The 3,477-nt window shown below is 69.3% G+C and carries 3 protein-coding genes; all 3 read left to right on the forward strand.

Translation table 11 applies throughout. The annotated features are described in order from the left end of the window. Positions 1–1,116, forward strand: a 1,116-nt coding sequence (locus tag ACT6XY_RS22605) for an amidohydrolase family protein (protein WP_444750553.1), incomplete at its 5' end; no start/stop codon positions are given. Between the two features lie 316 nt (positions 1,117–1,432). Beyond that, positions 1,433–2,701 (forward strand): ABC transporter substrate-binding protein, encoded by a 1,269-nt coding sequence (locus ACT6XY_RS22610; protein ID WP_444750554.1) that lies wholly within the window; start codon positions 1,433–1,435, stop codon positions 2,699–2,701. Positions 2,702–2,804: 103 nt separating this feature from the next. Next, positions 2,805–3,477 (forward strand): iron-containing alcohol dehydrogenase (locus ACT6XY_RS22615; RefSeq protein WP_444750555.1); only part of this gene is annotated, 673 nt, incomplete at its 3' end.

The following is a 3,477-nucleotide window of genomic DNA, read 5'->3' on the forward strand; positions in this document are numbered from 1 at the left end:
ATCCGCGCCTACGAGGACATCGGCATGCGGGTGTCCTACTGCTACGCGGTGCGCGACCAGAACCGGCTCGTCTACCAGGCCGACGCCGACTTCGTCGCCAGCCTGCCGCCCGAACTGCGCGACCCGATGAAGCGCTATTTCGATCGCTTCAAGGCGGGCCTCGACGAGGTCATGGGCCTGTTCGAGAGCCTCTACCGCAAGCACCAGAACAAGAGCCGCGTGAAGATCCAGCTGGCGCCCGCCAACCTCCACTGGTGTTCCGACGCGGCGTTGACCCGGCTCTCGGAGGCCTCGAAGAAGTTCCACGTGCCGATGCACATGCACCTGCTCGAGACCGCCTACCAGAAGGAATACGCCTGGCGGCGCGGCAAATGCACGGCGCTCGAATACATCGACCGCTTCGACATGGTGAACGAACGCCTCACCCTCGGCCACGGCGTCTGGCTGAACGAGAGCGATATCGACCGCCTGGCGAGCGCCGGCGGCTGCGTCTGCCACAACTGCTCCTCCAACTTCCGCCTGCGCTCCGGTGTCGCCGCCCTCAACGTCTTCGAGGCGAAGGGCATGAACACGGCCATCGGCCTCGACGAGGCCGGCATCAACGACGACCGCGACATGCTGCAGGAACTCCGGCTCGTGCTGCGCGCCCACCGCGTGCCGGGCATGGTCGAGGCGGACGTGCCGACCATGGCGCAGGTCCTGCGCATGGCGACCACGGGCGGCGCGAAGACCACCCCCTATGGCGCCGCCATCGGCAGCCTGGAGGTCGGCAAGGCCGCCGACCTGTCGCTGCACGACTGGAACGCCATCGCCTATCCCTATCTCGACGCGGAAACGCCGGTGCTGGACGCCTTCGTCCAGCGGGCGAAGGCGCAAGGGGTCAAGGCCGTCATGTGCGACGGCGAGATCCTCTATGCCGACGGCCGGTTCACGCGGGTCGACAAGGATGCCGCCCTGAAGGCCCTGCACGACGACCTCGCCAAGGCCCTGTCGCATGACGAGGTCGAGCGCCGGCACCTCTCCAAGGTGCTGTTGCCGCATGTGCGGCGCTTCTATGCCGATTACATCGACCCCTCGCGCCACGAGCCGTTCTACCGGCCGAGCTCGCGGGTCTGATCCTCCAGACCTCACCCTGAACTGAACGACCCGCGGCCGTGATCGGATGGATCCGGCCGCGGCCCCTTTCCGTTGCGGTGCGATCGAAGGCTGCCCGGCGCGCATCCGCGCGTCTTCAACCCCGGCATTTCGCCGCGAAAAGAAGACGCTTGGGTATGGGCCGCCGGCGTCAGTCGTCGGAGCCTCCTGACCCAGCGTGACGAAGTGGATCGCGCGTCAGGAGCAGACTTCGCCAGACAGCACTTTGCCAAGACCTCGCCGGCCGGGGGGCAACTCCCAGACGAGACGAGACGTCTAAAAAACGGGAGGATGACCAATGCGCAAGACAATGCTCGCCGCCTTCTCGGCGATCGCCATGATGCTACCCGGCGCTGCCGCGGCACAGGGCACCCCACCGATCAGGATCGGCATCCTGGTCGCTCTCGAAGGCGCCTTCGCCGCAGGCGGCGCTGACGGCGTCCGGAACGTCGAGCTGGCGCTCAAGCAGATCAACGCCACGGTCGGCGGCCGCCGCATCGAGACGGTGGTGGCGCCCACCGACACCCGCCCGGACACCACCGTCCGCATGGCGCGCAAGCTCATCGAGCAGGACAAGGTCGACATCATCATCGGGCCGCTCTCCGGCTCCGAAGGCATCGCCATGCGCGACTTCGCCAAGACCATCCCCGGCAACGTCGTCATCAACGGCATTTCGGGTGCGCTGGAGACCACCTGGGTCGACCCGGCGCCGAATTTCTACCGCTTCAACCTCGACGGCGCGCAGTGGGGCTACGGCCTCGGCAGCTACGTGGTGAAGCAGAAGAACTGGCGGCGCGTCGTCACCATCGCCGCCGACTATTCCTTCGGCTACACCAACTTCATGGGCTTCGCCGTCGACTACTGCAAGGCGGGCGGCGACATCGTCCAGCGCTTCTGGCAGCCCCTCGGCCAGTCGGACTTCGGCGCCATCATCGCGCAGCTGCCCGACAACATCGACGCCATCTATCTCGGGCTCGGCGGCACGGACGCCATCAACTTCCTCAACCAGTACCAGCAGGCGGGCGAGCGGACGCGGCTCATCGGCGGCACCATCATGGCCGACCAGACGGTGCTGACCGCGCGCGGCCGCGCCAAGGAGGTGCTCACGGGCACGCCGACCTCGGGGCCCTTCGCCATCGACAACCCCGATCCCGCCTGGCAGACCTACGTGAAGCTCTACCAGGATGCCTTCCCGGCCAACCAGCGCTTCCCCACGCCCTCGCTGTTCGGCCTCGGCTACTACGTCGCCACTCTGGCGGCCATCCGCGGTCTCGAGGCCGTGGGCGGCGACCTCGGCAACGGCCAGGCTCGCTTCAAGGAAGCCCTGAACAAGCTGCAGCTCGACAGCCCGATCGGCCGCATCACCCTCAACGAGAACCGCCAGGCCACCGGCACCGTGTTCATCACCGAGGTGGTCGAGGGCTCCGACGGCAACCTGACCAGCAAGATGGTCGGACGGACGGACAACGTCACCCAGACGCTCGGCATGACAGCCGAACAGTACCGGGCGATCGGCCTGCCGTCCCGCAACGTCGTCGACTGCGCCAGGCTGCGCGCAGGCGGCTGATCCGAGCCTCCCGTCCCAGTGAGGGGCCGGCGTCCCGCCGGCCCCCTTCATCGGCTCTTCCCGCGTCTGCCCCACGGCAGCCGGGAACGACGAGGCGGCCCGGATGACGTTGATCGGCTATCTCACGCGAACCCAGTTCGCCGATGGCGCCATCGACGATGCCCTGCCCGAGGAAGCATCCCGGCTCGGCAAGGCGCTGGTGCTCATCGACCCCGAACCCGGCGCCGCCGAGACCATGGCGCGCGTCGCCGACGCCTTGCCGCGTGTCCGGCTCGCCTCCTTCTGCGTCGACGAGGGCGCGCCCCGGCGCAGCGACGTCGCGCAGGTCCTGGGTGCCCTCGACCGCGCGGAAGCCTCGACCATCATCGCCATCGGCGGGCCGGGGGCCATTGGCCAGGCGCGCCTCGCGGCGGCGGCAGCCGTGCGGCGCGGCACGGACTGCGCCGTCATCGCCGTCCCCGTGAGCCTCTTCGACCTCGGCCTCGGCCGTCAGGTGCGCCTGCGCGACGGCGAGCCCGTGCTCTGCCCGCGCCCCGACCGGGTGATCGCCGATCCCACCGCCCTCGCCCATGCACCGGCCCGGCGGCTGGCGGCGGCGGGCATGGAGATCCTCGTCCACGCCATCGAGGCCTATGCCAGCCCGAGCTACAACCCGCCGGCCGACGGACTGGCGCTGGAGGCGGTCCGTCGCCTCGCCCGCTGGCTGCCGGTCGCCGTCGAGACGCCCGGCCATGCGGGGGCCCGGCGCGAGACCCTCGCCGGCGCGCTGACGGCAG

The organism is Phreatobacter sp. (assembly GCF_052440005.1).
Taxonomy (GTDB): Bacteria; Pseudomonadota; Alphaproteobacteria; order Rhizobiales; family Phreatobacteraceae; genus Phreatobacter.